Origin of the sequence: Brevibacillus sp. IT-7CA2, from assembly GCF_949767855.1 — a bacterium.
GTDB lineage: Bacteria > Bacillota > Bacilli > Brevibacillales > Brevibacillaceae > Brevibacillus.
Map to the genome: position 1 here is coordinate 257,906 of NZ_CATKQT010000044.1, position 24,973 is coordinate 282,878.

24 protein-coding genes are annotated in these 24,973 nt (G+C 47.4%); 17 read left to right on the forward strand and 7 right to left on the reverse strand.

Features of this window, described 5'->3' with window-relative positions:
• The first annotated feature begins 78 nt into the window (after nt 1–78).
• The 9 genes from ACM6JA_RS20915 to ACM6JA_RS20955 all read left to right on the forward strand — a co-directional run bounded on the left by ACM6JA_RS20915 (nt 79) and on the right by ACM6JA_RS20955 (nt 8,955).
• Nucleotides 79–669, forward strand: coding sequence for a TetR/AcrR family transcriptional regulator (locus ACM6JA_RS20915; protein WP_414853879.1), 591 nt, complete (start codon nt 79–81; stop codon nt 667–669).
• 289 nt (nt 670–958) lie between these two features.
• Complete coding sequence (locus tag ACM6JA_RS20920) at nt 959–2,047, forward strand: ABC transporter ATP-binding protein (protein ID WP_414853880.1); 1,089 nt, start codon at nt 959–961, stop codon at nt 2,045–2,047.
• Complete coding sequence (locus ACM6JA_RS20925) at nt 2,044–3,198, forward strand: alkaline phosphatase family protein (RefSeq protein WP_414853881.1); 1,155 nt, start codon at nt 2,044–2,046, stop codon at nt 3,196–3,198. The genes ACM6JA_RS20920 and ACM6JA_RS20925 overlap by 4 nt, the downstream gene beginning before the upstream one ends.
• A complete protein-coding gene (locus ACM6JA_RS20930; RefSeq protein ID WP_414853882.1) occupies nt 3,199–4,086 on the forward strand; it encodes a carbohydrate ABC transporter permease in 888 nt (295 codons plus the stop codon). It begins immediately after the preceding gene.
• Between the two features lie 16 nt (nt 4,087–4,102).
• Nucleotides 4,103–4,924 carry a carbohydrate ABC transporter permease gene (locus ACM6JA_RS20935; RefSeq protein ID WP_414853883.1) on the forward strand — a complete coding sequence of 274 codons (822 nt, stop codon included), beginning with the start codon at nt 4,103–4,105 and terminating at the stop codon, nt 4,922–4,924.
• A 32-nt stretch (nt 4,925–4,956) separates the two neighbouring features.
• Entirely contained in the window at nt 4,957–6,282 is a 1,326-nt protein-coding gene (locus ACM6JA_RS20940; RefSeq protein ID WP_414853884.1) for an ABC transporter substrate-binding protein, read from the forward strand.
• Nucleotides 6,283–6,323: 41 nt separating this feature from the next.
• Nucleotides 6,324–7,058, forward strand: a complete 735-nt coding sequence (locus tag ACM6JA_RS20945) for an HAD hydrolase-like protein (RefSeq protein WP_414853885.1) — start codon at nt 6,324–6,326, stop codon at nt 7,056–7,058.
• A 38-nt stretch (nt 7,059–7,096) separates the two neighbouring features.
• Nucleotides 7,097–7,987, forward strand: a complete 891-nt coding sequence (locus ACM6JA_RS20950) for a sugar phosphate isomerase/epimerase family protein (RefSeq protein ID WP_414853886.1) — start codon at nt 7,097–7,099, stop codon at nt 7,985–7,987.
• A 17-nt stretch (nt 7,988–8,004) separates the two neighbouring features.
• Nucleotides 8,005–8,955: an NAD(P)-dependent oxidoreductase gene (locus ACM6JA_RS20955; protein ID WP_414853887.1), complete on the forward strand. Its 951-nt coding sequence runs from the start codon at nt 8,005–8,007 to the stop codon at nt 8,953–8,955.
• A gap of 46 nt (nt 8,956–9,001) precedes the next feature.
• Here ACM6JA_RS20955 and ACM6JA_RS20960 read toward each other — a convergent pair whose 3' ends face one another.
• Genes ACM6JA_RS20960 through ACM6JA_RS20970 form a run of 3 tightly spaced genes read right to left on the reverse strand, consistent with a single transcriptional unit; the run spans nt 9,002 to nt 12,769 of the window.
• A complete protein-coding gene (locus ACM6JA_RS20960; RefSeq protein ID WP_414853888.1) occupies nt 9,002–10,150 on the reverse strand; it encodes a Ger(x)C family spore germination protein in 1,149 nt (382 codons plus the stop codon).
• A gap of 8 nt (nt 10,151–10,158) precedes the next feature.
• Complete coding sequence (locus tag ACM6JA_RS20965; protein ID WP_414853889.1) at nt 10,159–11,679, reverse strand: spore germination protein; 1,521 nt, start codon at nt 11,677–11,679, stop codon at nt 10,159–10,161.
• Nucleotides 11,657–12,769, reverse strand: a complete 1,113-nt coding sequence (locus tag ACM6JA_RS20970) for a GerAB/ArcD/ProY family transporter (protein ID WP_414853890.1) — start codon at nt 12,767–12,769, stop codon at nt 11,657–11,659. The genes ACM6JA_RS20965 and ACM6JA_RS20970 overlap by 23 nt, the downstream gene beginning before the upstream one ends.
• Nucleotides 12,770–12,876: 107 nt before the next feature.
• Between ACM6JA_RS20970 and ACM6JA_RS20975 the strand changes: the two genes are divergently transcribed.
• Both ACM6JA_RS20975 and ACM6JA_RS20980 read left to right on the forward strand, forming a co-directional pair.
• Complete coding sequence (locus ACM6JA_RS20975; RefSeq protein WP_414853891.1) at nt 12,877–15,159, forward strand: DEAD/DEAH box helicase; 2,283 nt, start codon at nt 12,877–12,879, stop codon at nt 15,157–15,159.
• On the forward strand, nt 15,149–16,531 hold the full coding sequence (locus tag ACM6JA_RS20980; protein ID WP_414853892.1) for a ribonuclease H-like domain-containing protein: 1,383 nt from the start codon (nt 15,149–15,151) through the stop codon (nt 16,529–16,531). Before ACM6JA_RS20975 ends, ACM6JA_RS20980 begins: the two co-directional genes overlap by 11 nt.
• 227 nt (nt 16,532–16,758) lie before the next feature.
• Here ACM6JA_RS20980 and ACM6JA_RS20985 read toward each other — a convergent pair whose 3' ends face one another.
• A complete protein-coding gene (locus tag ACM6JA_RS20985; protein WP_414853893.1) occupies nt 16,759–17,484 on the reverse strand; it encodes an alpha/beta fold hydrolase in 726 nt (241 codons plus the stop codon).
• Between the two features lie 77 nt (nt 17,485–17,561).
• Nucleotides 17,562–18,359, reverse strand: coding sequence for an alpha/beta fold hydrolase (locus ACM6JA_RS20990; RefSeq protein WP_414853894.1), 798 nt, complete (start codon nt 18,357–18,359; stop codon nt 17,562–17,564).
• A gap of 174 nt (nt 18,360–18,533) precedes the next feature.
• Between ACM6JA_RS20990 and ACM6JA_RS20995 the strand changes: the two genes are divergently transcribed.
• The 4 genes from ACM6JA_RS20995 to ACM6JA_RS21010 all read left to right on the forward strand — a co-directional run bounded on the left by ACM6JA_RS20995 (nt 18,534) and on the right by ACM6JA_RS21010 (nt 20,692).
• Nucleotides 18,534–19,202, forward strand: a complete 669-nt coding sequence (locus tag ACM6JA_RS20995) for an MBL fold metallo-hydrolase (protein ID WP_414853895.1) — start codon at nt 18,534–18,536, stop codon at nt 19,200–19,202.
• Nucleotides 19,203–19,454: 252 nt separating this feature from the next.
• Nucleotides 19,455–19,877 carry a DoxX family protein gene (locus ACM6JA_RS21000; RefSeq protein ID WP_414853896.1) on the forward strand — a complete coding sequence of 141 codons (423 nt, stop codon included), beginning with the start codon at nt 19,455–19,457 and terminating at the stop codon, nt 19,875–19,877.
• A gap of 66 nt (nt 19,878–19,943) precedes the next feature.
• Complete coding sequence (locus tag ACM6JA_RS21005) at nt 19,944–20,273, forward strand: ArsR/SmtB family transcription factor (RefSeq protein WP_414853897.1); 330 nt, start codon at nt 19,944–19,946, stop codon at nt 20,271–20,273.
• Nucleotides 20,270–20,692: an SRPBCC family protein gene (locus tag ACM6JA_RS21010; protein ID WP_414853898.1), complete on the forward strand. Its 423-nt coding sequence runs from the start codon at nt 20,270–20,272 to the stop codon at nt 20,690–20,692. Before ACM6JA_RS21005 ends, ACM6JA_RS21010 begins: the two co-directional genes overlap by 4 nt.
• 73 nt (nt 20,693–20,765) lie before the next feature.
• Here the strand turns inward: ACM6JA_RS21010 and ACM6JA_RS21015 are convergent, their stop codons facing one another.
• Nucleotides 20,766–22,043, reverse strand: a complete 1,278-nt coding sequence (locus ACM6JA_RS21015; protein ID WP_414853899.1) for an erythromycin esterase family protein — start codon at nt 22,041–22,043, stop codon at nt 20,766–20,768.
• Nucleotides 22,044–22,189: 146 nt separating this feature from the next.
• The gene (locus ACM6JA_RS21020; protein WP_414853900.1) at nt 22,190–22,765 is read right to left on the reverse strand and encodes a GNAT family N-acetyltransferase; all 576 of its coding nucleotides are present in this window, start codon (nt 22,763–22,765) and stop codon (nt 22,190–22,192) included.
• Nucleotides 22,766–22,881: 116 nt separating this feature from the next.
• Here ACM6JA_RS21020 and ACM6JA_RS21025 point away from each other — a divergent pair, with 116 nt between their 5' ends.
• Both ACM6JA_RS21025 and ACM6JA_RS21030 read left to right on the forward strand, forming a co-directional pair.
• Nucleotides 22,882–24,303: a PLP-dependent aminotransferase family protein gene (locus ACM6JA_RS21025; RefSeq protein ID WP_414853901.1), complete on the forward strand. Its 1,422-nt coding sequence runs from the start codon at nt 22,882–22,884 to the stop codon at nt 24,301–24,303.
• 90 nt (nt 24,304–24,393) lie between these two features.
• Nucleotides 24,394–24,963 carry a TetR/AcrR family transcriptional regulator gene (locus ACM6JA_RS21030; RefSeq protein ID WP_414853902.1) on the forward strand — a complete coding sequence of 190 codons (570 nt, stop codon included), beginning with the start codon at nt 24,394–24,396 and terminating at the stop codon, nt 24,961–24,963.
• Nucleotides 24,964–24,973 lie beyond the last annotated feature (10 nt).

Below are 24,973 nucleotides of genomic sequence, written 5' to 3' on the forward strand. Positions count from 1 at the left end.
TTTTAACATCGTTTTTAAAATAATACAATCGTATTATTAAAGTTGCTTGTCCCTTGCAAACCTTGTTAAAATACAACTATGCCAAAAATAATCGATCATGAGAAAAGAAGAGAACAAATAGCAGAAGCAACGTGGCGTGTCATTGTCGAGCAAGGAATGGAGGGAGCGACGGTAAGGGGCATAGCAAAAGAAGCAGGACTTTCATTAGGCGCTCTGCGACATTACTTCGCAACACAGGATGAACTGCTGATGTATGCCATGCAGCTCGTAAAAGAGAGGGCGACAGCTCGAATTGCTGAAATCGCCGCCAATGAAGAATGGGCACCAAAAGAGAGAATCACCAAAATCTTTCTGGAGCTACTCCCTACGAATCAAGAAAAGATGGTCGAAATGGAAGTGTGGTTTGCTTTTACCGTGTACTTCCGACACAAGAAAGAAGGCTTTGATGCACAGCACGACGGGATCTATGCCGGCGTCCGCAAGCTGTTGGACTCTGCCGATCAACTGAATCTATTACGCAAAGAGCTGGACAAAGAGATGGAAGCAGAGAAGCTCTATGCCGTCATCGATGGTCTGGCGCTGCATGCCTTTCTCGAACCACAGCGTGTCAATGGGGAACGGATTACGAAAGTGCTGGAGCATCATCTTGCATCTTTATTTTTTAACTGACTTTTACACTTCTTTTACGAAAAAGATGGTCCATTCTTCATACAAGATAAGAAACACATACAAATACTCTCATAAAGAAAAGCAATCGGATCAAGGAAAGGTTGATCTGATTGCTTTTTTTCGTCGTGTGCGTTGGTTTACAAAGAACACAATGGGCTTTGATACGCAGTTAACAATGCTAGATTACGATGAATGTACAAACATTTTTGAACAAAAATGAATTTGTTGGTGTGTATAAGAAAAAATAACAATTGTCCAATAAAGATTGAATGATGAAGGGGTTTTCAACATGTCGAGTATTATGCTGAAGTCATTGTCCAAGCAATATACGAACGATAAATACACCCTGGACGATATCAGTCTGGAAATCAAAGACAAAGAGTTCCTGGTGTTATTGGGACCGTCCGGATGTGGAAAATCTACGCTGCTCAGAATGATTGCCGGGATTGAAGAGATCACCGAAGGCGATGTGTACATTGGTGATGTTTGTGTCAATGAAGTGGAGCCAAAGGATCGGGGAGTTGCGATGGTTTTTCAAAACTATGCCCTTTATCCGCATATGACCGTATACGAAAACATGGCATACGGCCTGAAAATAAAAAAGATCAAAAAAGCAGAGCGAGAAAAGCGCATCAAGGCAGCAGCGGATATTTTGCAAATCGATCATTTGTTGAAACGGTTCCCCAGCCAATTGTCCGGCGGGCAAAAACAGCGGGTCGCAATCGGGCGAGCGATCGTGAAGGAGCCAAAGGTCTTTTTGATGGACGAGCCGTTGTCCAATCTGGATGCCAAGCTGCGAAATGAAATGAGAATTGAGATCAAAAAGCTGCACGAGCGCTTGGATTCAACGTTCATTTACGTGACGCATGATCAGGTGGAGGCGGTTACCTTAGGGGATCGAATCGCGATTATGGCGGAAGGCAAGTTCCGACAAATCGGAACGCCGATGGAAATCATCGATTGCCCAGTAGATATGTTCGTTGCCAATTTCATCAGCTCACCGCCCATCAATTATATGGAAGCGAGTCTGATTCAGCGAGATGGCCGGGTCTATGTGGAGGTAGACGGAGTGATGCTGGAAACCACTCTCCCGCTCGACGTGATGGAACAAGCTCCTGAGATTGTCGCGGGAGTCAGACCAGAGCATTGCTTTCTCACCGAAAGCAGTGACGATGCACTCGCCATGGAGGTGCTGTTCACGGAAATTATCGGAACGGATGTGTTGATCCATCTGAAGTATAAAGAGAGCAATTTCATCGTGAAAAAAAGCTTTACCCAGATGTATGCAAAGGGTCAAAAGGTGAACGTAGGGATTAATGCCGCCCATGTCCATGTATTTGACAAGCACACGCAAAAGAATCTGAGGTGCCGCCCATGAATGTACTCATCTCGTTAGACGGCATCAGCTATCAAAGCTTTGAACCTTACGCGAAGCACTGGATAGAAAATGATTACTCCTTCTGCAAAAAACTGATCACGACGTTTCCCTCGGTCACATTTACCGCACATGCGGCAGCGATGACTGGGAGCCAACCGGGTAAGAATGGTGTCTTTGATAATATCGTAGCTCGCACGGAAACGATGGAAAGAGTGGCGTTGTATGGCGACCACGAGATTCTTTGTAACGAAGCACTTCATAAGCAGACGATTTTTCATTCGTTGGCGAGACAGGCAGGGACGAGCTGTTGCATTCATTGGCCCATGACGTCCGGAAATCCGTATATTCACCATTTGATTACGGAATCGGGCAGCAAAAAAAAGCTGAAGTCAAAGGTTTCAGTAGAGGAACTCGATCATGTCGCACTGCGTGAAACGATGCGGGCGATCAAAACGGAAACCTATGATTTTATCGCGGCAAGGTTTATCGGTTATGATGCGCTGTCTCACCAATATGGGAAAGACTCGCCTGAGGCAATGCGGTGCCTAAAGGAGCTGCTTACGTATCTCGATCAAATCGAGCAAACGTTGAAAAAGACACAAAAGCCATTCAACCTGATCATTTTCTCGGATCATGGTCAAAGCGATATTCACTCGTTTTTTTACCCGAATGAGATTTTGGCTAAAAGCCAGTGGAAGCTGCATTTTCGAAACAAACAAATCAAATTCGTCGGGGACGGCAGCGGGGCGTTGTTGTTTTATAGCTCGTTAGATTATCAGCAAAACAAAGAAATCATGGCGTTTTTTGAACAGATGCCAGAAGTATATCACTTTTATGAGCTGGCAGAGGACACTCCTTCAGCGTACAGGCCATTCGGTATCCTCGATTTGAAGCATACGGTATGCGGCGAAGATATCGCATTTCCCGAACAGCCGAAATACAAGGAGATGAAAAGCCTGCACGGGTATCATCCCGCGAATGTCGATGAGATGAATGGATTTCTCTTGTGCGTAGGGGATGCGTTTACGAAAAGCAAAGTGATTGAAGAAACAAACATCGAAAACATTGCACCCACACTGGCGCAGTTGTTCCGAATCGCTCATCCATGTGACGGGCAACCGATCAAAGACATCTTCAAGGAGTACGAGTAAATGGGCAGACCAATCAGCAAAACGATCAAGGATAACGCATGGTCGCTTGGATTACTTTTGCCGACACTGATTCCGTTAGTTATTTTTTGGATCTACCCCATGATCAAAACGTTCCAAATCAGTTTTACCGACTGGAACTATATTTCACCTGACTACGACTACGTAGGGCTGGAAAACTACCAAAACTTGATGAGCGATGCTTTCTTCGGGAAGGTGCTGCTGAACACCTTGGTGTTTACCTTTTTTACAGTCGTTCCGCCGATTCTTTTCGGGCTATTCGTAGCGATCCGGTTAAACAAAATACAGAAGCTTCGCCATTTCTTTGTCGCGAGTGCATTTTCATCGTGGATCACGCCGACTGTGGTCGTGTCCATGGTATGGGTCAGCATATTCGATACCGATTCGGGGATTGTCAATTATGTCTTGAAAGGGATCGGTATGGAGCCCGTGAAGTGGCTGGGTGGACAAACGACAGCGATGATTGTCGTCATGATCGTCACCATCTGGCAGTACATGGGGCTGGGGATCTTGCTGCTTTCCTCTGCTCTCGCGAAATTGGACCCGGAAGTAGAGAAAGCGAATGATTTGGATGGAGGGAGAGGATTACGAAAATTATTCAGAATCACCTTGCCTGCGATCTCACCGATTCTTGTTTTTCTGTTCGTCTTTTTTACGCTGAATTCTCTCAAAGCCTATGATCAGATTTATATTTTGACGCAGGGCGGACCTTCAGGAGCGACTTCGACCATCTTGTACTACTTCTACGTGCTCGCTTTTGAATATTTTGAAACCGGACCAGCTTCAGCATTGGCGATGATTTTCTTAGGTATGTGTCTCTTGATTAGCGCATTGAATTTCTTCTTGTCCAAACTACTGTTTACCAAATGAGGTGGGAGCTTTGTCCTTGGCAAAATTAAAAACAGGCATAAATTATGCAATGTTAATTTTGTTAAGCGTACTGATGGTGTTTCCGTTTCTCTGGATGTTCTTGATTTCGATCAAGCCCAAAAGCGAGGTGTACAGCGGGAGCCTGCTGCCTTCCACCTTTCATTTTGAGAATTACATCCGCGTATTCACGGAAACGAAGATGCTGCTTTATTTGTGGAACAGCATTTCTGTCAGCCTGATCATCATCGTTTTTCAAATTTTTACCGCGATTTTTGCGGCGTATGTTTTCGCGACGGCGCAGAAAAGATGGGTTCGGTACTGTTTCGTGCTTATTTTGGCGACGTACATGCTCCCATCAGCAGTAACGTACATTCCATCCTTTATTTTGCTGTCCAAAGCGAATTTGCTGGATACGCACATTGGTTACATTCTCAGCGAGCTCATCAGCATCTTCGCCATCTTTTTCCTGAGGCAGTCATTTACGCAGGTGCCAAAGGATGTGGTGCATGCTGCCAAGCTGGATGGGGCGGGGCATCTACGACTCATTTTCACCGTGTATATCCCGTATTGCAAAAACGCGATTGCTTCGCTGGTGTTGATCACTTTTATTTACAGCTACAACAACTATATGTGGCCCTCGCTCTTGATCAAGTCGGAGGAAAACATGTTCGTCACGATTGGATTGCGGCGGTTGTTTATGAGTCAGGCGGGCTACGGGATGGACTTCCCACTGGCGATGGCAGCGTGTGCGATTTCACTAGCACCTATGCTGATCCTGCTCGCAATCGCAAGCAAAAGAATTATTCATTCCATGGCTAATCTGTATGTCAACAAATAGACCAAGACAGCTATTTACTGGGAGGAGTCATTGTGAAAAATCGGAAGCGAAACACCAAGAGCGTCATTCTTTCCATCCTGAGTTCTGCGCTTATTTTTACCGGAGCCGTCGGTTGTTCGAACGATGCTGCGTCTGACAGCAACGCAAATGCAGCATCCAGCCCGAACGAGAAAATCAAGCTGGAGTTCTACTACGGTCTCGGCGGCAAGCTCGGGGAGACGATGCAAAAAATCGTGCAGGACTTCAACAGCAGTAATGAAAAATACGAAGTCGTTCCGATTGTCCAAGGTGACTACAGCGAGACGTTGCAGGTACTCCAGGCCTCGCTGGCAGCAGGCAAGCCCCCAGCCTTGGCGATCAATGCGTATCCGGAATTTATGAAGCTGGCGAAAAGCGAAGCATTGCTGCCGTTGGATCAGCATATCAATCAGCCGGAGTATAAAAAGGACGATGTTCTGCTGCTAGAGCAAGGGAAGTACAACGATACGATGCTGGGTGTTCCTGCCTATGTCAGTACGCAAATGATGTACTACCGCAAAGATATTTTTGACAAATACAAGATTGACTACAATGCGCTCACGAGCTTCGAGCAATTGGCGGATGCAGCCAAGCTCATCAAAGAAAAAGAGGGAATTAACGGCTGGTCCATCATGTGGTACACGGAGCATATGATCGACTACGCCCGTTCTGCTGGCGGCGATATCGTGAGCGAAGATGGCAAGACTGTCACGATCGACTCGGAGGAATGGGTGTATGCGTGGGACAGCATTCGCAAGTACATTCATGAGGACAAAATCATGGATACCGTCTATGGCGGCAATGGCTGGGAATGGTGGTACAAAACCATCGACAACGTGATGAACGGAAAATCCGCAGGTTACACAGGGTCTTCCGGTGACGGGGGAGATCTGGATTTCACCAAGGTAGCAACTGGCATGCAAAAAGGCTTCAATGGACAACCACCTAGACCTGTAGCCATTTCCGTCATGTTCAATCTGTTCAAAGCATCCTCGAAAGAACAGCAAGAGGGCGCGTGGGAATTCGTGAAGTACTTCTCGGAAGCAGAAAAAACAGCGTACTGGGCCGTACAGACAGGCTATATTCCGATTCGGGACAGCGCCGTGAACACAGAAATTTACCAGAACAAATTGAAAGAAAATCCGTACTTCTCGGTGCCTTTGGAACAGGCGAAGACGAATGGAATTGCTCCTTTTGTAGACCCGACAGGCGGCAAAATTTATGCGGAAATTGAGTTGGCGAAAGACAAGGTGCTGATCGAAAACATTCCTGCCGCAGAAGCGCTTAAAGTGGCGAAGGAAAAGGCACAAAAAGAACTCGACAAAGCACTGAAGCAATAAATCATAAAACATAAAACATAGCGAACAGGAGAGATGGATAAATGAAAAACGGTATCGCATTGGCTGTATTTGATCTGGCAGGAACGTTGGTAGAGGACGATAACGCAGTGAGAGATTGTCTGCATAAAGCGGCAGTGGAATACGGATTAAACGTGACACCAGATGAAATCAGCACGCACATGGGAACGAACAAGATTCATCTCTATCAATATTTGATTGCGAGAACACAAGGAAATAGGATCGACTTCAAAAACTTTGAAATCGATATCGACAGCTCGACACACGAGGAAGCAGTTAAGCTGTATGAGCGATACACGGAATACATGATTGCGTTCTATCAAGAAAATTGCCGCGAAATCGCGGGTGCAACCGAAACGCTGAAATGGTGCCAGGAGAATGGCATCAAGGTAGCGACTGGGACAGGGTTCCATAAAGAGATCAACAGCGTCATCATGGAGTCGCTCGGTTGGGTGAAGGATGGCTTGATCGATTACGCAGTAGACCTGGATATGGTACCAGAAGGCAAAGGACGCCCGGCTCCGTTCATGATTTTCAAGGCAATGGAATATTTGAACGTGCAAAACGTCAGACAAGTCATTAAGCTCGGCGATACGCCAGCGGATATGCTTGAAGGCTACAACGCAGGCTGCAAAGCAGTCATCGGCGTGATGCAAGGCTCGACCCCAATCGAGGTATGGGGCAAGTACTATCATACGCATGTGCTCGACACCGTTAAAGAGCTGCCAGAGCTGATTTTGTCCGGTAAAATCGTATGATTTACCCTGTGGAGAAGATGGCGAGTATCGGCATAGTCTTGCCTAAACTGTTTCCTTTTTCACAGAGCCGGCCTGAACAAATGCTTCCGAGTCTCCTTGCGATCCTGGAAGACCCATTCTTTACGGCAGTGGAAGTGTCCTATATCGCGGACAAAGAGACGAGGCAGCTTGCCGCAAAGTATATGGCGTACAGTGGTGTAGAGGTTATTTTCAACGGCGGAGATGCAGCCCGTGAATTGCAGATTGATCTCAGCTCCTTGGACCCGGTCGTTCGCAACAAGTCTATCCAATCAGGCAAAATGCTGATCGACCACTGCTATGAAATGAACGCAAAAATCATGCATATCGTAACGGGTAAATTTCAAGGCGAGGAAAACAAGCAAAAAAACATCCAGGCGTTTATTGCTTCAGCTATGGAGCTGTGCAAGTACGCAAAAGAAAAAGCCGATACGTACGAGCTATGCATTTCTTTGGAGATCGGGGATCGGTATGTCGACCGCAACTATTTGCTCGGACCTACTCATGAGGCGGTGCATGTAGCAAACGTGATCCGAAGCGAGTACGACAATTTTGGCCTCTTGCTGGATCAAAGCCATTTGCCGATTATGGGCGAAGACCCGCACAAATCCTTGTGGCTGGCCAAAAATTATTTGACGCACATTCATCTCGGAAACTGTTACTTGAAAGACAGGCAAGCCAGCTATTTCGGGGATAAGCACCTCCCTTTTCACGTCGAAGATTCAGAGGTTGGGGTGAATGAGCTGACGACGTTCATCACGACGCTCAATGACATTGATTTTTTCAAGAGCCCAAAACCAACTAGGAAGCCAGTTATGACCTTTGAGGTGGGGCGCTTTGAGAATGAATCGCCTATGCTGGTAATCGCCAATGTAAAACGTGCTTTTTACGAAGCATGGGCCAATGCATAAACGAAAAGACTGGGGCTGTGGCAGAAGTGAATGTATTGATTACGGGATACTTTACCGATTATTCCAAGCAACGCGTGACACAAGCGTTTCCGCAGGATTGGCGCATCCAAATCGTGGAGCCTGAGCAGATCGAGTTATTTATCAGCGAAGCAAATGTGTTGATTCCCGAGCATATCCAAGTAAACGAAGAGTTGCTGAACAAATCGCACAACTTGAAGTTTGTCCAGACGGGTGCAGGCTTTGACAACGTGGATATTGAGGCATGCACGAAGAAAAATATTTGGGTGAGCAACGCGGCTGGCGTGAATGCAAACGCAGTAGCTGAGCATATTATGGCGCTCATTCTGGGGTATTACAAAAACATCGCTTATCTCGATCAAGCGATGAAAAATCGTGAGGATGAGACCAAGCTCGTCTACGTCGGTGGCGAGCTCGCAGGAAAAACCATCGGTACCATCGGCTTTGGCGCCATCGGCTCTCGCGTAGCGGAGCTGGCAAAAGTCTTCCGGATGAAGGTGCTTGCGTACGACACCAACCCGAACAGGCAAAGCGATGATGCAGAAATGGTTGATCTGGACACGCTGATTGCCAAATCTGACGTGATCACCCTGAACATTTTTCTGAACGAATCCACAAGACATCTAGTGGACAAGCAGTTTTTAGCTAAAATGAAAAACGATGCACTTCTCGTCAATACAGCGAGAGGGCAGATCATTTGTGAAGAGGACTTGATCGAAGCACTGAAAAACAATGTGATTGGCGGAGCTTGCCTCGATGTATTCACAGTGGAGCCTCTCAGCGTGGACAGTGAGCTGCGTGCCTTGAAAAATGTCGTGCTGACGCCGCATACAGCAGGCATGCCTGACGGAACCAAATTCCACGAGAAAAGGTATCAATTTTTTGTGGAAAACATACAGCGAATCCAACGAAATGAAACGCCGCATAGTCATTTAAATCAGCTTTCCTAAACAAAAAAAGCCGGGATCAGTCAACAGAGACTGGTCCCGGTTCGTTTTAATGCTCCCGGATCTTGGACAAATTTCCCCCGAAAAGCTGTAGCTTTACATCCACGCGTGAAATCGTATCGGGACGTAGGGGGAGCTCACCATTTTTCGTTAACTTGTGCCATGCCTTGGGATTTTCTCGATAAAGGGCATCTGACAATTGCAGCACATCCGTTTGCGTTTTTTGTCCTAGATGGTACGTGTGCATTATCTCGTCGGCAATGCTTTTTTCCGCATATTTTCGTAAATCCTCCTCTGGAACGGCTTTCACCAATTGTGGCATGTTTGCCTTTGTACTCACCTTGAGATGAAACGTCACCTTGTCGTCTTCCACCTGTGGGATGATCGCAGGCTTGATCTTTTCCATGACGAGTGTGGTAATGGGCTCACCATTATGGAAAACAGTAATCCCAGGTCGACGACTTTCTTTGTCCAACCAGCGCAGGCCCATGATTTCCGGGCGCGGCAGGCATAGCTTTAATTTCTTGTTTTGCAAAAAACAGACGCCACTCATGATCAGTGTTGGATGCTTTTTTTTGTTTTCGGACCATTGTACTTTGTTGATACTCATTACGGGCAACTGCACGGTTTGTCCACTTTCTTTCCACTTCCAAATAAACTTGTAGAGAAAAATGGGGGCTACCACAGAGCTTTGTCGGTAAATATCCTCCGGGTCATTTAATTGGGAATAAAGAATGGAGATATTGAGAATCGGCTTGGCATTAAATAGTTCTTCGATCGGCTCCTTCGTCGCAAACGTCCATACGGTATAGCGGAATTCGTAATATCGGTCGATCACATCCAATAATTGATTAATCACATCTTGCTTCAAGGCGCCCTCGGAAAAAACAATGGCCTTGATATGACTCCAGGACAGACGCTGTTGAGCAGTCCGGTACAGATTGAAGATGGCTTCATCCAACGTTCTTCCTTCTCCCTTGCCGACGGAAATGGATTGTGGATTGCGTTGTCCGCTTGCTTCTTGCTTGGCAATGTTATTGAAACTGATAATTTGCGTGTAGAACACAAATTTCCCTTTTACATAGTCGATACCGATGGAATTGACGTAGATCATATGCTCGATTTCCCTGGCGCCCCAGCATCCGCTTAACAGGGAAGAGATCAATACAATTGTGAAAAAACATCGTAGTTTATGCATAGCGATTGTTAATTCTCCTTGTTTGATCTGGTTTTTTGCAGCATTTTGGGGACGCTTCCCCATTTTCCCCAGGGGATCCGAAAGATGACTTTCCACAGATCCTGAAAAACAGGGGGAGAGATCGGTTCCAGGTAGTAAACCCCAAAGGATCGCAAATTGGTCAGGTACAGCACGATGATCCCAACCATGATGAAAAAGCCAAACAACCCCGCCATGCCAGAAACGATCAAGATAAGGAGCCGAAGCAAGCTAACCGTACCGACGAGGTCTTGATTGACCAGCGAAAACGTAGACAGCACGGACATGGCTACTACCACCAGAATCCCAGGAGCGGTTAAGCCTGCACTGATGGCGGCTTGTCCGATGATCAGCCCGCCGACGACGGACAAGGTTTGGCCAAAAGCCATGGGAAGGCGCATGCCTGCTTCCCGAAATAACTCAAACAATAAGAGCATCACGATTGCTTCAAAAGGGACAGGGATGGGGACGCCTTGTCGGGATAAAACAAGTGTGGCTACCAGTGTGTACGGGAGCTGGTCTTGATGATAGGTGATCAAGGCGATCCAGAAGCCAGGCAGAAACAAGGCCAATACGAATCCGAACAATCTCATGAGCCGGGTAAACGCGCTATACCAAAAATACGAGTAGACATCTTCCGGCGTATTGAATAAATAGGTCAGCGTAACAGGAGCAATCGTGGCGGAAGGAGACCCTTCCACAAAGATGACGAATTTTCCGTGCAACAAGGCGTTCACAGCAAAATCGGGCCGACCTGTATACTCAAACAGAGGAAACAAGGGGATGCGTGTGCCTGTCAATATATCTTCCAATTGCGTGTTGCTCACAAGCGCCTGTACTTCCAAATTGGAAAGCTTTGTGCGAATTTCTTCCAAGGTATCTGGATTGATCCGATTTTTGAGAAATAGTAAATTGACCTTTGTGTGCGTCTCATCTCCCAATCTGTACTCTTCTACGGCGAGCCGATTGGTTTTGAGTCTCTTCCTGATCAGCCCGATGCTGATGTGCGGTTCTTCGGTAAAGCCATCACGCGGTCCTTTTACAGAGACCTCTGTATTTGATTCTTCGGGGGCACGCTGCGGCGGGTCGGAGAGTTCCATCCAATACAGCTTGTTTAACGAATGAAAGAAGAGGAGCAGTTCCCCTTCGAATACTTTTTTGACTATATGGTCAGGATTTCGATCGTCGATGGCCTCTTTCAAAAATAGCTCACTGTATTGCTGCATGTCCAAAGAACTCATCATGGGAGAGGTTTGATGCATTTTGGACAATTTCGGGACTACATATTGATTGATCTGCTTGATATCGCACAGACCCTCAGAATAAATAATGGTCACGAGAGATGAACTCTCCACGTTTCCTTGATAAGGGAGGCTTATCGTATCAATAATGACATCCACACATGCGGCAAATAATTGGCGAAAATAGTCTTCGGTTAATGGTTGGTCATCTGGTATGGGTGGTGGATGGTCGTTTGGAACAAATACATCAATCCCCTTTTTTCTCCTCATGAATCATTCCCCTCCTTCGACTGGACCAGTTTACGAGCACGATAACGACGAATGAGTAGACGACCATCGTATAAAACATAAATGGAAGGATATGAGCGGTTAACATGTCCAGAAAGACGTTATCGCTGAAGGGGAGAACGGCAATGGCAACCAAAAGGGAAAAAAGCAGGACAAGGACCATCATTCTTTTCGCTTTGCTTTTCAATTGAAGAATATCGACGATGAGAAAAATCGTCAAAGACATCCGAATAAAGGCACCTGAAAACCACTGGTAAATACTTAAAAAATCCATGTGTTCAATATATCGACCAATATTAACCAAGCGCCATTCCTCGTAAGCAGGGTATCTCAGCTTCTCCGATTGTTCAGGACCGAATTCGGCAATGGCCCCCGTAACAGGTCCAAAGGTCAGTCCAATTAAAATGACAGCAAAGATCAAGAGTGATAGTAGCGAATACTTGGACCGGATATGCTGCTGCATGAACAAAAGGATGATCAGTTCAATCAAACCCGCCCCGACAAAGACCACGCCTTTCCACACAGGGAGCATGCCGTATTCCAGGAATGGTTTCAGCAAAATATAGCTTTTATGCGTGTAGTTGGCAGACATGACGAAGAATCCAAGAAAGATGACTAGCGGCAGGAAAAGGACCGCTGTGTTTGCGATGGATCGTATGCCCAAGTATGCATTGCATAAACAAATACACGCCAACATGAAGGCGATGAAAATAGTGGGCATTTTCGGGGAAAACGCGACATGAATCCAGGTAACCGTATCCCTCATCGTAATCGCGCACATCATGAATAGATAGACACAGGCAATGGCTGCCAATATATTGGAAATAGCGGGATGGTACGCTCTTTTCAGCAAGAGAAAGAGATTTTGCTTGCGAGTTTTGGCAACAGCCGAATAGAGAAGACAGACCCACACAATGAAGAAGACACCTGCCAAAATAACGGAAATCCAAGCATCCCGTTTTGCGGCATCCAACAAAATCGGGATGACAATCACGTGGTTCATTAAGCCAATGGTGAGCATTAGTATACAGACTACTTGAAAAAAAGTTAAAGAAGCATCTTTCATGAGCATACCTCTACGTACTTGAGTTGATAGTAGTATCTGTTCAAAGTGGATCTTTATTCCATGTTTACATAACGAGCGTACGTTCGTAAAATGGAAGCAAGAAGGTGACGAAAATGAATGTGAAAAAAAATATTGCAGCCATATTGGATCACATAAAAACAGAGGAACGATTTCGCGATAACATTGCGCATTGGAGGGTCATTCCTGCCCGTGAAGCAAAGTCCGTTCCATTTCCAAGTGAACTAGACGGACGAATTCGAGATGCCCTGACGAATAGAGGCATTCCCTCCTTATACACGCATCAAGAAACGTCTTTTCGCCATGTGCGCGAAGGTAAACACATCGTCGCGGTTACTCCCACGGCTTCTGGAAAAAGCATGTGCTATCATTTGCCGATCCTCCAGACACTATCGGAAGACACACAGGCTCGGGCTCTTTACTTGTTCCCAACCAAGGCTTTGGCACAGGATCAAAAGTCGGAGCTCCACGAGCTGATTACGGAAATGGGCCTTTCGATCAAATCCGAAACATATGATGGTGATACGCCTGCAAATATTCGGCAGATGGTACGCAAAGCAGGAAATATCGTCATCACCAACCCAGACATGCTGCATTCCGCCATTTTGCCCCATCACACCAAGTGGGTGTCCTTTTTCGAGCATCTCAAATACATCGTGATTGACGAGCTGCATACATATCGCGGCGTTTTTGGCAGTCATGTCGCCAACGTGATTCGGCGGTTGAAGCGCATTTGCGCCTTTTATGGGAGCCACCCGCAATTTATTTGCACGTCGGCTACCATCGCCAACCCAAAGCAATTGGCAGAAGCCCTGACAGAAGAAGAGGTAGAGCTAGTCAACAACAATGGTGCTCCGTCTGGCATCAAGCATTTCCTTTTCTACAACCCGCCTGTGGTCAACAAGCAGCTCAATATTAGACGCAGTGCCACATTGGAGGCGCGAGACATTACCGAGCAATTTTTGATGAATGGCATACAGACGATTTTGTTTGCGAGAAGCCGTGTACGTGTAGAGATTTTGCTGACGTATTTGCAGGAGTTGATTCGCCGCAAGCTCGGGCCGAAAACGATCCAAGGGTATCGCGGCGGCTATTTGCCGAGCCAGCGCAGAGAGATCGAACGCGGCTTGCGCAATGGCGACATTATGGGCGTGGTCAGCACCAATGCGCTGGAGCTTGGGGTAGATATCGGGCAGCTTCAGGCGTGTGTCATTACTGGCTATCCGGGCTCGGTCGCAAGCACATGGCAGCAGGCAGGACGGGCAGGAAGACGGCAGGGGGAGTCCGTCGTCGTTATGGTCGGCAGCTCCACGCCGTTGGATCAGTATGTGATCGCCAATCCAGAGTACTTTTTCGACCGCAGTCCTGAGACAGCGCGGATCAATCCCGATAACCTGATCATTTTGGTGGATCACCTCAAATGTGCGGCATACGAGCTGCCATTTCGTGAGGGTGATACCTTCGGGCGCGCGGAAATCGTGGAAATTCTGGAGTTCTTGACCGAAGAGCAGGTGCTTCATTACTCGCGGGGCAAGTGGTTCTGGATGAACGATTCGTTTCCGGCCCACAACATCAGTCTGCGGTCAGCTTCGCAAGAAAATGTCGTGATCATCGACATCAGTGAACGGGGAAATGAGCGTGTCATCGGGGAAATGGACCGTTTCAGCTCCATGACGCTCTTGCATGACGAGGCCATCTACCTGCATCAAGGTACGCAATTCCAGGTGGAAAAGCTGGACTACGAGGAAAAGAAGGCGTATGTTCGGGAAGTTCAAGTCGATTATTACACGGACGCCAATTTGGCCGTCTCGCTCAAAGTATTGGAGCAGGATCAGTCCCGGCGTCATGCACAGAGCACGTTGGCTTATGGCGAAGTGGCTGTGAATGCGATGGCGACGATCTTTAAGAAAATCAAGTTCGAGACGCATGAAAACATCGGATCGGGACCGATTCATTTGCCGGAAGAGGAGCTGCATACAAATGCAGCGTGGATTGGTTTTTCCGAAGCGCTACTCGGTGAGATCGGGAAAGAGGATGTGGAACGTGGCTTGGTCGGTTTGGCGCATGTGTTGCAGCACGTAGCTCCGCTGTTTGTCATGTGCGACCCGATGGACCTGCACGTGATACCGCAACGAAAGGCCGTGCATTCGCAGGAGCCGACTATTTTTCTGTACGACCGTTATCCGGGCGGCATCGGCTTGAGCGAGCAAGTGTATAAGGAAATGGAGACGATTTTGACCCAGGCAGAGCGGATGATTGTCTCTTGCCCGTGTGAGTCAGGCTGTCCGTCTTGTGTGGGAGCGACAGATGACGGCAGCAAGGGGCTCGCCATGACCTTGCTGCGAATCGCTCAAGGGGGAAGTACTTATGTCTCTTAAATCCAAGCTGCAACGGATGAAGGGACATCTCTCGCTGGAAACGGACAAAGCGGTAGCGCCAGCAGTCGAAGCGGTAAGGCCCATTCTCCAGAAAGAACCGGAGGAAGAGTCGAGTTCGGTCGTACCAGCGGATAGCAGTGCTGAGCTACAGATACCTTTTGCCGACAAGTGGAAGGGAATGCAGGCATCGCCCTACATCTGGGATGACGAGTACGTCATGATTCGCGAGGTTCGCTATCCGATCGATCAGCAGCATGGTGCTTACGCCTTTTCCGAGCTGCATGAGGCGATCCGTATGTGGGAAGGGGCTGGTCGAGAGCATCCGCTGTCCGCTAAGGGCAGGAAGTCAGAAGACTTGCTGTTTTTCGATACGGAGACGACCGGGCTGTCAGGCGGGGCAGGCAATGCGATTTTTCTTTTGGGGTACAGTCGTTTCGAGGGGGAGCACGTCGTAGTGCGCCAGCATTTTCTCCCGGGCCCGCATGCAGAGGTGACCTTGTATCAATCGTTTTTGGAGCAAGCACAGAAGTCCTCGCATCTGGTGACCTTTAACGGAAAGTCCTTTGACTGGCCACAGGTGCGGACGAGGCATACACTGGTGCGCGATCAAGTGCCTGCTTTGCCTACCTTTGGTCATTTTGACCTTTTGCATGGGGCGAGGAGACTGTGGAAGGCGGAGCTGGAATCGTGCCGATTAGGTATCATCGAGCAGGAAAAGCTGGATGTTTTTCGCGAGGATGATTTGCCAGGCTATTTGGCACCGGTGCGGTATTTCGACTTTTTGCATGCCCAAGACCCTGATGTTATCGAAGGCGTGCTGCGGCATAACGAGACGGACGTCCTGTCTCTGATCACGATGTACATTCACATGACGCGGCTATTGGTAGGGCAAGGGAGTGTAACGGTCTCTCTCGAGGAAAGCTACGAAATTGCCAGATGGTACGACGCACTTGGGGATCAGGATGCCGCTATGGCAGGCTATCGTCTCGTCGCAGACAGTGAGCATGCGTGGAGTAACCGGGCCAAGCTCGCTATCGGTCATCTGTATAAAAAGCAAAAGGATTGGCATCAAGCCCTAATCGTTTGGGAGTCGTGCATCCAGTCCACCGGATATGTCCCAGAAGAGGTGTATATTGAGGCTGCCAAGCTGTACGAGCACCAGTTGAAGGATTGGGAGAAGGCTTTGCACTATACGAAGCAAGCGTATGAGCAGTGGAAGAAGCGCGGGAGTCTGTTGCGAAACAGGTCCAAGGCCGACGCAGAGGCGTATTACAAGCGGATTGATCGTTTAGAAGCAAAGCTTCGCGGAAATGAAGCGGAAGAAGAGAGCTTGTTGTCCGGATTTTTGGATTGGGCGGATGAGCAAGAGTGATGAGGGAAGTGGTCCGAAGTCCTGACGAATCAGAGGGGGAGTAGGATGAGAAGGATTGTCTGCTTTCTGTTTGCGGTGTTGTTACTTGGCGTTGGCGGTTGCTCTGCGAATGACGACTGGGTTCACACCTTTACGGGGGAGAGCATCAAGAACAAATTGCTCTGAAACTGCAAAAAGCCCCCTGACAAAAAAGGGGGCTTTTGTTCCTTATGTAGGCATTACTCTCGTCATTCACATCTACTAACGATTGCTTTTGCCAGGACATCTGGAGCCATCACGACTGCCGAATGATCTTGCCCTGCTAGCGTTTGATGTTTAGCCAGAGGCAACAGTTCGGCAAGCGCTTTGGCTGCGTCATCGAAAAATGGCCCGCTGTTTTCCCCTGTCATGATGAATGTTGGGGCGTTCACTTTCCATCGACCGCTTGGGAATGGTTTGCCAGATTGCGTTTCACCCATGATCAAGCCATCATAGGCAAGGGTGTGAGCTAAACTTTCCATGGACTGCCAGGATGGGTCTGCTTTCCTAAAATCGAGGTATTCGGCGGGTATACCGACAGCTTCGGTCATAAAGTATTCAACCGCTTCGCTTCGTTTGTCAGCCTCGATTAACGTGTTCAATTGTTGTACGTACTCTGTTGGAACGGGTTTGCGGCTGTCATTAATGATGAACGGCGGTTCGTACAAAAAGAGTTCTTGAACGCGAGAACCTAATTGGCTGGCTGCTTCAAGGGCCAGCACGGCGCCGGATGAACTGCCAAACAAATAGGCACTTCCGCCGGCTTCATGGATCAAGGACTCGATATCCTCCACTTCGCGTTCGACGGCATAGGGTGCGGAATCAGAGCTATGACCGCGCCCGCGACGATCGTAGTTGTAGACAGTGAAATGAGCGGCAAGCTGTTCTGCGAGTCCAGCTTCATCGCGGTGATCGGAAATCGCAGACGATACCAAAACGATGGCGGGAGCGTACCAGCCCAGCCTCGCTCAAAATTCGCAAATGGCGAGACACCTGTGTATATAATTATCACCTATTCATTGTGAGTAAGAAAACCCGTGAGTAACGGAAGCAAAACAGTAGGGTTAGGCATGTGGTCTTGATCTGCAAGTTGACTGCACTGTGCATGAGGAATGGCTTGGCTCAATTGGCTTGCAACATCGTGCAAGGAGGCAGGGCTTTTTTCACCAACAATAATGAGAGTAGGGACACGAAGGTGATGGGCCTTTTCAAGAGGCGGGAGATCGCTGGCCAACGATATGTCGTAAGCAAGAGTAGGGGCAAGTGCCACCATGGTTTCCCACTGCGGCGATTGCTGCATATAGAAAATCACTTCTTTAGGAATACCGATCCCTTCCAAAAAGAGGCTTATCGCTTCACTATGGTCGCCAGTATCAAGCAAATTGTTCACGCTTTGCCCGAGCTCATTAAATTCTCTTTGGTCCACCTCGTTGCTTGAATAGGACGCGTCGTACAGAACTAGCTTGCTCACTTTGTCGCCCAGCTTCATGGCAGCTTCAAGTGCCAGTATAGCACCCGAAGAATGACCGTATAGATAAGCCGTACCTCCAGCTGCATCGATCATAGCTTCAATGTCTTCAATTTCACGTTCAAAAGCGTACGGCAGCGTGTTGCCACTGTCACCTCGCCCGCGCCGATCATAATGATAGACGGTAAATTGTTCTGCAAATACGTGTGCATCATGCAAGACCGGTTCAAATGAACGAAAACAAGTTGCGCCTGTTATGAAGAGTAATGCAGGCCCGCTGCCATACACATCATAAGCTAACGTAGTGCCGTCTTTTGATTGGATCGTCTTCATCTTCTTCATTCCTCTCGTTAACGTTTTATAATGGCAATTTTATCTAATTTGACCGAAGTTCGTTTCTTTTGGATTGCTATCTCGAGCGCTTTATACAAAAGAAGTTTACAGATGTTGACAAAAACGAAACCAACATAATAATATAATCCTACGTAAAAATTAAGTTTTACGGAGGGCTGATTGATGGAAATTTCAAAGGGAGTAGAAATGCTTCATCTAGATTTTCATGGGAATATCATTCACCCCGTTCTTTTGTGGGATCGAGACATGGCTGTTTTAATTGACACCGGATTCCCAGGACAAATGGATGATTTACGCGTGCCAATGGAAAAGGTAGGCGTATCGTTCGACAAGCTAAAAGCTGTGATTTTGACGCATCAGGACGTGGATCATATCGGCAGTCTTCCTGAGATTTTGCGGGAGTGCGGAGATCATGTTCACGTTTATGCACATGAACTGGATAAACCGTATATTCAGGGGGAAATACCGCTTCTAAAAGACGGTCACCTTGAGAATCCTCCCAAAGGCAGAGTGGACTATACCGTGAGTGACGGTCAGGAACTGCCCTTTTGCGGTGGGCTTCGCGTCATTCATACTCCTGGGCATACTCCCGGTCATATCAGTCTGTATGTAAAGCAAAGCAAGATCCTCATTGCCGGGGACTCGATGTACAGTGTAAACGGGTTTCTTGAAGGCATTCATGTCCCGACCACACCAGATATGAATGCTGCTAGACTCTCGGTGAAAAAGTATATAGACCTCGACATTGTATCTGTGGTTTGTTACCACGGGGGACTTAACAATGGAAATGTGAAGGGTAGGATCGTAGAACTTAGTCAAGGGTTACGTTAACAGGCAGTTATCTAGATTCGAATGACAATCATCAAGCTTCGGCATTAGCGCGCCGATGCTTTTTTGCATGTAGTCAGGGGACAAATACACTGACTTCGGGTTTCAAGTAGTGCGAAAGGACGTTATTGACAGGACACTAAAAGGTGTCGTATTATCAAAGTGACACTATTTGGTGTCCAATTAAGGGTTAGTCATTTGGAAAGTTTGGGACTTGAATAAGTTTCACTTGAAACCATTTTGAGGGGGAAACAAATGGGTCAAATTCACGGTGCAGAAACAATCGCGAAAGCAGAAACCAAGCCCCGAGGAAAAATGATTGCTTATTGGTCAGTTACATTACTACTCGCAGTAGCTGTTTTGTTAAGTGGTATTGGGCAACTGATGCAATTTGGAGGAAACATCGAGTTAGTGACGAATCTTGGTTACCCGCTATACATCTTGATCATTCTCGGGATTTGGAAAGTGCTTGGAGCCATTGCTCTCGTCATCCCAGGTTTTCCTCGGCTTAAAGAATGGGTTCACGCTGGTATCTTCTTTTTAATGACTGGTGCGGCTTTATCTCATGCGCTAGCGAACGATTATGGAGAGTACGGGTTTTATATGATCCTTCCGCTTTCTTATGCTGCGCTAAATATCGCCTCGTGGGCGCTACGTCCGATGAGCCGCAAACTTTAGGGAGGTTGCAGAAATTAACGGTTGTCCCCACCATACTACAGAAAATCAGATTTTGGAGGGAGTGTTGTGAGCGAAAACAACCCGTTACGGGATGCGTTTGATGCGATTGCGGATCCAACCAGGCGTCGATTGATTCGCCTGTTAGCAGAGGCAGAGGAGATGCCGCTTCATGAATTAACGGCACAGTTTCAAATGGGGCGTACAGCGGTATCCAAGCATTTGACAATCCTTAAAGAGGCCGGATTGGTACTTGACCGAAAAGTAGGCAGAGAAACCCGATTTAGGCTAAACGCCGCTCCACTTAGAGAAATTCAAGATTGGTTGGCTTTCTATACGCAGTTCTGGAGTACGAATATGCTACGCCTGAACCAATTTTTAGAGGAGGAAGAAGAATGAGTTTAACATTATCCCTGGATTTTCAGTACAAGACATCGATGGAGAAGCTCTGGTCCGCTTTAACTGATGCAAACAAGCTTACCAAGTGGATGGTCAACATCCACACCGGACAGGCGATGGAAAATGATTTTAAGCCCGTCATCGGACACCACTTTCAGTTTCGCACTCAGCCGACCGAATATTGGGATGGAATTGTTTACGGCGAAGTGCTTATCGTGGAAGAACCACACAGGCTGTCCTATACTTGGTGCAGTGGAGGAGAGAAGCACACGGTCACCTGGACGTTGCAGGATTTAGGGAACGGAAAGGTTAACCTTCATCTCGAACAAACCGGTATCTCAAATGCTCAAGCACTGGGTGGAGCCAAGTATGGCTGGAGCAATTGGTGCGGCGAGCTTGAAAAGGTAGTGGAGCAATAATCGCATACCCTCAAAAAACGGCAGCCAGTTTCATTGGCTGCCGTAATTTTTTAACCAGGCAAATGTCCACCCGTTAATCCGTTATCATTACCGAAGGAGTAGCAGTTCGCACGAAGATGATCGCATCAAAAGCTTTTGCTGGAACCATCTGCAACGTATACAGCTTCTCCATTTTTCCATACCATCCACTAAAAACATCACCGATTGCACTGATGGGCTGAGCTTTGTTCAAATAGGTGTAAAAATCCGCATGATGTTTTGCTTTTGCAAAGTCAAGGAATCCATCCGCCATGCCTGTCTGTGCAAACAGAACAGCTAGCCGATTATTGCCACTATTTTTTACCGTAAACTCTTTGCGCTCATTGGTAGTGGCGTCATTCGCAAGGAAGGTGCTTTCGTAGAATTCACTTCCGATTGCGTAATATTGGTCCCCCAAGGCTTTTGCGAGATGTGCCCCCATGCAGGTTGTCATTCCTACAGAAGTGGAGGTCTTTTCAATGTGTCCATTATGTCCGGCGATGAACAGGTTGTTGCGACCGTACTGTTTCTTTTCAAAGGATAAAATCCACATCACTTTGTCCGCCATGTAACGATCACGGGTGTTGCCATAGTTCGCATTTGTTCCGCGCAGTGTAGCGTTTTGCTTGATTGATTCTGCGAAGGCAGTAGCCAGCTCATATTCTTTCTCAGAGCTTTTCGCGATGTAAACGGATTGGTTTTGTTTCATCTGTTCCATCAAGCTTTTTATGTGGGAGAGCGCTTCCTGTACGAGGGTGATCTTTTGATCATACACCGTCTTATCATTCAGATTCGTAAGCAGCTTCTCATACTTGGATGCGAGTGTCGGATCAACTTTTTTCAAATAGGAGAATAGCCCGTTTTTGTTATGGTCATAGCGTTGCATGTCAAAGCCATAGAAATGAATTTGATCTTTGGCATCCCGCTGCTCATTAAAGGCGCGCATCCAAGAGAGAAGGGCAGCCATTTCTTCTGTATTGTAAATCGTAAATCCGATGGCTTTTGCGGCATCCTGTGCAGTTCCGCTGCCGCCTAAAATGTATTCATTGACCTTTTGTCCACCGCCAAAATCACCTTCGATGGCAAATACGCGATAACCTTGTTTTTCTACCAAATGCTTAAAAATATCTAACTTCAGCGTAGTGAATTGCTTGTTGCCATGCGTAGCTTCTCCAAATCCGATGATGGTTTTTGCAGGAAGCTCCATTTTTGAAACAGGGACAAGGTTTGCTTGCAATGATTGCTGCAAGGTGTTGGCTGATGCGGGATGGAACCCTGTCAATACACTCAGGATGATGAACAAGCTGATGGTGAATAGGAGTTTTCTCTTCATGTCACTCTCTCTCTTTCTTGCGCTGATCTATTGCTCGTAGGTGGTTTTTCTTACCATTTTGCCTATTATACTCCTTTATGAAGTCGTTTACCTAAATTTAAAAAACACACCTGGGTTTCATAATCCCCGGGTGCATTTTCTCATTGTTACTTTACATATTTCGCCCGATACTCATCTGCCAGCATGGACATGAGAATAGAGTCGTGATAGGTGTGGTTATAATAAAGGGCTTGGCGCTGTATGCCTTCACGTTGGAAGCCGAGCTTTTCATACGTGTGGATGGCACGTTCGTTAAAGGAAAATACGTTTAGCTCGATACGATGCAGATTGAGGATGCCAAAACCATAATCGAGCATCAGCAGGAGGGCTTCGCTTCCGTAGCCTTTGCCTTGATGGGCATTTTGGTCAATAGAAATTCGGATAAAGGCATTGCGATTATTCCGATCGATATCCCCGATCTGGACGTCGCCAATCACCTGATCATTTTCACACAGGCAGATCAATAAGAGGACACTGGAAGAGTCCTGGCCTTTGTTTTCGATGTACTGGTGGATTTGCTCACGCGTGAAATGCTTTTGGGTACCAGTCAGCATACGCGTTTCCTTGTTGAACAAGGAACAGTAGAGTAATTCAGTATCTTCTGTGCCAATCGGTCGCAAAAAGACGCGTTCTCCTTCCAAAAAGCGAACCGCTGCACGTGTATTCTCCTGTGTCATAGACATAGTCGTTGTCCTCCTGTTCGTTCAAAACCTCTTTTTCTTAGGATAACGAGCAAGTGTATACTTGAAAATGTGCAGTTTTGTAAAAATGAAAAGGACAGATGGAGGGGGAAATCGAGATGCTCTTGACCCCAAACTGGCAGGAAAACGACAACGAGCCGCAATACGTACAGCTTTATGCTTATTTGAAAAAGGAAATCGTCGCAGGACGTTTGGCGGTGAGTAGCAAGCTGCCGTCCGTTCGCAAGCTGGCTGACTTGCTGGGCGTAAGCACAACACCCGTGGAGATGGCATACCAGCAGCTGCTGGCGGAAGGTTTTATCCAAAGCAAACCGCGCAGTGGGTACTATGTGGAGAAATTGCCTGATCCTGAAGTGAAACCGGGCGCTGGTGCGAGCACACAAACTATCCAGCGGCCAATGATGCGTGACGAGCGGGAGTATGTCTATGACTTTCATCTCTCCCGCAATGATTTTTCGTTATTTCCAACCATGATTTGGCGTCGTTTGTACAATGAGACGCTTCATATAGAGCAGCAGGAGAATCTTTTTTATGGGGATCCGCAAGGGGAGGCTGGACTCAGGAAGCAAATCGCTGACTACTTGCACAGGTACCGGGGTGTCGCTTGTTCACCAAATCAAGTGGTGATTGGGGCGGACCAGTTTGGCTTGCTGTCCTTGATCTGTTTGATGGTAAAGCCGCAGTTCCAACGCATCGGCGTAGAAAATCCGGGATATTTGCTGTTTGCCAATACGTTTCGCCAGCACGGATACGACGTGGTGCCGATCTCGCTGACAGAGGACGGAATTAGCGTCAGTGAGCTATATGAGTCAGGGGTTGGGGTGGTCGCCGTTTCTTCGGCTCATCAATACCCACGTGGGATGATCATGCCCATATCCAAGCGGCTGCAATTGCTCGAATGGGCCAAAAATGTGGGAGGATACATCATCGAAGACGATTACGACGGAGAGTTTCGTTATCATGGCAGACCGATTCCATCCATGCAGGGTTTGCTCCCGCATGCGAATGTTATCTATATGGGGAGCTTTGCGCAGGTGTTGGCGCCAGCAATCGGTATTTGGTACATGGTCTTGCCAGAATCTCTGCTGGATACATACTACAACCTGCTGCGCGAGACATTGCTGGAACCATCCTCATCCCGACTGCATCAACGGACGATGGAAGCCTTTATGGAAAAAGGATATTTTGAAAAGCATGTCCGCAAAATGCGCAAGCTGTACCGCAAAAAGCATGATGCATTGCTGCTGGCTGTGCACAAGCATTTTGGCGAAAGAGCGACAGTCATCGGAGCTGATGCGGGTTTTCATGTCCTGCTGCGGGTAAACAGCGCGCGAAGCGAAGAGGAGCTGAAAAAACTGGCGATTCAGGCAGGCGTGAGAGCCTCGTCCGCATCGTTTACATGGCTGGTGCCACCCAATCCCTTGCCAAAAGAGTTTTTCCTCGGCTTCGCGGGCATTCCTCTGGAAAAAATCGATCCCGGTATCAAGGCACTGAGCCAAGCGTGGTTTGGCGATTGTTGACAATGAACAAGTGCGCCGTTATGCTTAGAGTACGTTTTGGAAAATATGAAAAACAAAATATTTTCCATGTTTTCGAGAGGGGGCAAGAACATGCAGGAGCGAATCCTACAATGCGCCTATCATGAGATTGAGACCAAGGGCGTCCGTTTTACCATGTCCGATTTAGCTCGACGCGCAGGCGTTAGCACCAAGACGTTGTATGCGAGCTTTCCATCGAAAGAAGCCTTGATCACCAAAGTCATTGAAGAAAACATCGAGGATTTGCGTAAAGCGGAAGATCAGATTTTACAAAATCCTGACCTCGATTTGGTAGAGAAGATGCGGCAGCTCCTGGCACTGGTCCCGAACAACTTCTCACGAACGGACCTGCGCGTGTGGTACGAGCTGAAGCGCTACTATCCCGAGCAATGGAAGTGGATCGACGAGTTCAATCAACAGGAGTGGGAGCATGTTCGGATCATTCTGGAGCAAGGGGTAGAGGAGGGCGTGTTTCGTCGTATTCAGCTTCCGATCTTGATTCAGATGTATACCGGAACGCTCAACCAGCTGATTGATCAGCAGTTAGCAAACCAGCATCATGTGACGATTGGCGATGCGTTGGATGCGGTCATCGATATTTTACTAGGCGGCATCGTAGATTCTTCGTCTTCAAACAAGTAAGTAGGAGGAA